Source organism: Thermogutta sp., assembly GCF_014359955.1.
In the GTDB taxonomy this organism is placed as follows: Bacteria; Planctomycetota; Planctomycetia; order Pirellulales; family Thermoguttaceae; genus Thermogutta.
This window is the reverse complement of sequence record NZ_JACIYL010000416.1, coordinates 1-3,900: the sequence shown is the minus strand read 5'-3', so window position 1 is coordinate 3,900 and position 3,900 is coordinate 1. Positions and strand designations below refer to the sequence as shown.

Annotated in this window: 3 protein-coding genes; all 3 read right to left on the bottom strand. The window is 58.8% G+C overall.

Annotation, left to right across the window (positions count from 1 at the left end; all coding sequences use genetic code 11):
- A partial coding sequence (gene mutL / locus H5U08_RS12305; RefSeq protein WP_297033449.1) for a DNA mismatch repair endonuclease MutL occupies nt 1–1,360 on the bottom strand: 1,360 nt, incomplete at its 3' end.
- A gap of 109 nt (nt 1,361–1,469) precedes the next feature.
- Nucleotides 1,470–2,900 carry a sigma-54 dependent transcriptional regulator gene (locus H5U08_RS12300; protein WP_297033444.1) on the bottom strand — a complete coding sequence of 477 codons (1,431 nt, stop codon included), beginning with the start codon at nt 2,898–2,900 and terminating at the stop codon, nt 1,470–1,472.
- On the bottom strand, nt 2,848–3,651 hold the full coding sequence (locus tag H5U08_RS12295; RefSeq protein ID WP_297033442.1) for an ATP-binding protein: 804 nt from the start codon (nt 3,649–3,651) through the stop codon (nt 2,848–2,850). The genes H5U08_RS12300 and H5U08_RS12295 overlap by 53 nt, the downstream gene beginning before the upstream one ends.
- Between the last annotated feature and the right edge of the window lie 249 nt (nt 3,652–3,900).

The window sequence follows — 3,900 nt, the reverse complement described above, 5'->3', positions numbered from 1 at the left end:
GCTTTTGCCCCAACGCTTCAGCAGTCTGAATGGATTCCGCGATTCGCGAACCGGCAGAACGGTACCCCGCCGTGGCTGTGGCGAGTCCTGCATCATCTTCGGCTCCACGCTCCCCACAGGCACCAAACTCTCTCAAGCCGACGCCATGTCGTGCTGTTTCATCGGGGTGGGGCGCGAGTGGCTCTCGCCTCACCGTATTCTGCGACACTTCTGCAGTTGATGTGACTTCTCCCGCCAGTCTCTGCTGAAGTTCGCCTTTTGCCCATTCCACGATCTGCTGACGCGTTGCCCGAATCTTTTCCGGATCGTGTGGTGACTGCCAGGAATCGCCGCCCTGATCGGGCGTGGGAGCGGGAATCCGCGTGCTGAGGTCACTGCTGAGAAATTCTCTGCGCAGCGTGCTGAGGAGCTGGCTGTAAAGTCGCCCGCTGTCCAGAAAACGTACCTCCTGCTTGGTGGGATGGACGTTCACGTCCACCATTTCGGGCGGCATTTCCAGAACCAGAAAAGCCACCGGCTGGCGTCCCACGGTCAAAAGTCCCCGGTACGCCTCATTGAGGGCGTGCTGAAGATTGCGATCGCGAATCGCCCGACCGTTTAAAAACAGAAATTGCATTTTGGCATTGGGCCGACTGAACGCCGGATGGGCCACATACCCGTACAACCGCACCGCCCCATCTTCACTGGACACCGGAATGAGAGCGTCGGCCAGGTCCTGCCCGTAAAGGGCCGCTATGCGTTCCAGAAGGTTGTCTGCTGCTGGCAACTGAAGCACCGGCCGATCGTTGTGCGTGAGTGTGAAATGCACGCGGAAATGGGCCAGCGCCAGCTTTGCCACAGTTTCCGAAATATGGCCCAACTCCGTGGTTGTCGAGCGAAGGAATTTTCTCCGCACCGGAGTATTGAAGAACAACTGGCGAACCTCGACGACCGTTCCCACAGGACAGCCGCACGGTGCAAGGGACCGCACCAGGCCGCCTTCCACGTAAATTTCGCCGCCGGAGTCTGAATCCGGAGTACGACTGCGAAGACGAAGATGGCTCACCTCGGCGATGGACGCGAGCGCCTCTCCCCGAAACCCCAGCGTTCGCACGTGGAAGAGGTCTTCCGCATCACTGATCTTGCTTGTCGCATGACTGGCGACCGCCAGTTCCAGGTCTTCAAAGGCGATGCCACAACCATTGTCGGCCACGCGGATGAACTCGATACCTCCCTTGGCCACCGAAACATCAATCCGCGTGGCGCCGGCGTCTAGAGAGTTTTCCACAAGTTCCTTCACGACACTGGCAGGTCGTTCGATGACCTCGCCAGCCGCGATTTTATTGATCACGCTCTGGGGAAGACGGCGAATCTTCGCCATCCGAACCTCCGTTGGCTAGTTCCCGCGCCCCTGAGAATCTTCCACTCAGTTTCCCTCAAGAGCACCCCACAACAACAATTGTTGGGGCGATCAATAGAAGAGAAAAGAGTCACGATAATCCGTATTCCTTGATTTTGCGATAGAGCGTCCGCTCACCGATGCCGAGCAGCCGCGCAGCCTCCTCACGGTTTCCCCCCGTGGCGCGGAGCGTCTCGGCGATGAACATTTTCTCGATTTCTTCCAACGGCTTGCCCACCAGCGCCGCCAACGACACATTGTTGGCGTCCGTGCGACGGGCATCACCGTCGGCGAATTGCTCGGGCAAATCATCCACATCGAGAATGCCATCGTAATCCACGACGGTCATGCTCTCGATAACGTTGCGGAGCTCCCGGACATTTCCCGGCCAGGAATACATCTGCAAGCGGCGTCGGGCAGCGGGGGTCATCCCTTTGATGTGCTTGTTGTGTTTTTTGGCGAACATTTTCATGAAGTGGTCGATGAGGATGGGGATGTCCTCCGCCCGCTCCGCCAGGCTCGGCAGCCGAATGCTGACCACATTGAGACGGTGGTAAAGATCGCGGCGGAAGCGTCCCTCCTCCACCAGCGCTTCCAGGTTTTGATTGGTCGCCGAGAGCACCCGAACATTCACCTTGATGGGATCGTTGGAGCCCACTCGGGTGATCTCCCCGTTTTCCAGAACGCGCAGCAATTTGATCTGCGTGGCCATGGGCATATCGCCCACTTCGTCCAAGAACAGCGTGCCGCCGTGGGCGTATTCAAACTTTCCCACCCGATCCGCGCAGGCATCCGTGAATGCTCCCTTGACATGGCCGAACAGCTCACTTTCCAAAATGTTTTCACTCAATGCTGCACAATTGAGGGCGACGAAGGGCTTGTTCTTTCGCGGGCTGTTCTGATGGATGGCCTGAGCAATGAGTTCCTTGCCCGTCCCCGTTTCCCCGAGAATGAGCACCGTGGCGTTTGTGGGGGCAATCCGTTTGACTTTTTCCAGAACAGCGCGCATCTGGGGGCTGTTTCCCACAATGCCCTGGAAGCCAAACGTCTCGTCCAACCGGCGATGGAGCTCCACGTTGGTCCGGCGGAGCTGAACGCTCTCCACCGCCTTTTCTGTCACCGCCCGCAGTTGCGCCAGATCCAGAGGCTTGAGCAAATAGTTGAACGCCCCCTCCCGCATGGCGGTAACGGCGGACTGAATCGTGCCGTGACCGGTGACGAGAATGACCTCCGCTTCCGGTTGCTCCTGCTTCGCCAGCCGGAGGATATCCAGACCGTCAATTTCGTTCATCACAAGATCCGTGATGATGACATCAAATTCCTCCTCCCGGATAAGCTTCGCGCCCTCCGGTCCTGAAGTGGCCACCCGACACCGGTACCCTTCCCGCTCCAAAGCCTCCGCCATGACCTCCGCATGACCGGGGTCATTATCAATAATGAGGATTCGCGCGGTGGGGCGATCTTTGACCTCAACCGCCGCTGACCTGCTCTTCTGCTCTGGGGGACTGACTCGCTCGCTCATCACGCGCTACTGTCTCTCCTGGCAATTGTCGAGGGATAGGAAGCTTGATGGTTATTTGCGTGCCGCGGCCAACCTCACTCTGAGCCGTGATAGAACCACCGTGGGCCTCGATGATTCGCCGGGCGGTGGGCAGCCCCAGACCGGTGCCGCCACGTTTGGTCGTAAAAAAAGCGTCGAAGGCATGGGCCAGGGTTTCGGGATCCATCCCGCAGCCGTTGTCGATCAAATCGATGACCACACCCTCGGGAGATGGCACCGTGCGGACAACCAGCTCACCCCCCTGGGGCATCGCCTGCAGGGCGTTGATCAACAGGTTCTGGAGGGCCGTCTGAAAGGCCGCACGATCCAGCAACACCGTCGGCAAATTGCTGGCCAGAAAATCCATGATGCGGATGTTGGCCTCGCGCGCCTGCGCTTCAAAAAACTGCAAAGCTCGTCGGATTTCTTCATTCAAATTGGCCGGTTCCAGATTCAGCCGATCCGCTCGGGTGAATTTCAGAAAATCGTCCAGAATGGTTTGCAATCGTTCGCATTCCCGCTGAACGATCTGGATGCGGTTGAGAGCACGCCGTTCCCGCGGGTTTTCTGAATTGGCAAAATCCTCGGCCAGCAGCTCCAGGTTGAGCCGGATTGTGGAGAGGGGATTCTTGATTTCATGGGCAAGGGCACCGGCCAGGCGCGCAAGCTCCGTGTACTGGTCGATCAGCCGCTGGGAGACATCATCTCGCACACGGGTGGAATCGCCGTCCATTGTGCCCTTCCGTCGCATGAGAAGCCCATTGCTGCCGAAGCTTGCCGCTCTTGCCTGTCGGCGGCCACACCGGTTCCCCAGAGACGCGCTACCCGCCGTTCCCTCTCATCATTCCTTGTCATCATACCGGATGCCGCCATCCTGTACAAACGGGCGCGGGCCGGGGCGGGATACCTTGCGGATCCCTTCGGAGGGGCACGCTTGTCGCGTGCGGCAAGGAGCGATGGGTCATCAATTGGTGTTGATCGG